At 49.6% G+C, this 246-nt stretch carries 1 protein-coding gene; it reads left to right on the forward strand.

Going from position 1 to position 246, the window contains the following annotated elements; all coding sequences use genetic code 11:
- On the forward strand, nucleotides 1–246 hold a 246-nt coding region (locus RMT89_RS44805; protein ID WP_315889494.1), incomplete at both ends, for a hypothetical protein.

The following is a 246-nucleotide window of genomic DNA, read 5'->3' on the forward strand; positions in this document are numbered from 1 at the left end:
GAGCTGCCACATTTTATGCAGTGCCTTGGCCGAAAATACGCCGCCTATTACAACACAACAAATGCAAGAACCGGCACAGTGTGGGATGGGAAGTATTTTGCAAGTGCCATTGAAACCGACTATTACCTGCTAGCCTGCTATCGCTATATTGAGCTAAACCCAGTCCGCGCCGGTTTAGCGCAAAGTCCTGCTGGTTTTGCATGGTCCAGCTTTCAAACAAACGCCTGTGGTAAGCACTCCGACATG

Origin of the sequence: Streptomyces sp. P17 (assembly GCF_032436805.1) — a bacterium.
In the GTDB taxonomy this organism is placed as follows: Bacteria; Actinomycetota; Actinomycetes; order Streptomycetales; family Streptomycetaceae; genus Streptomyces.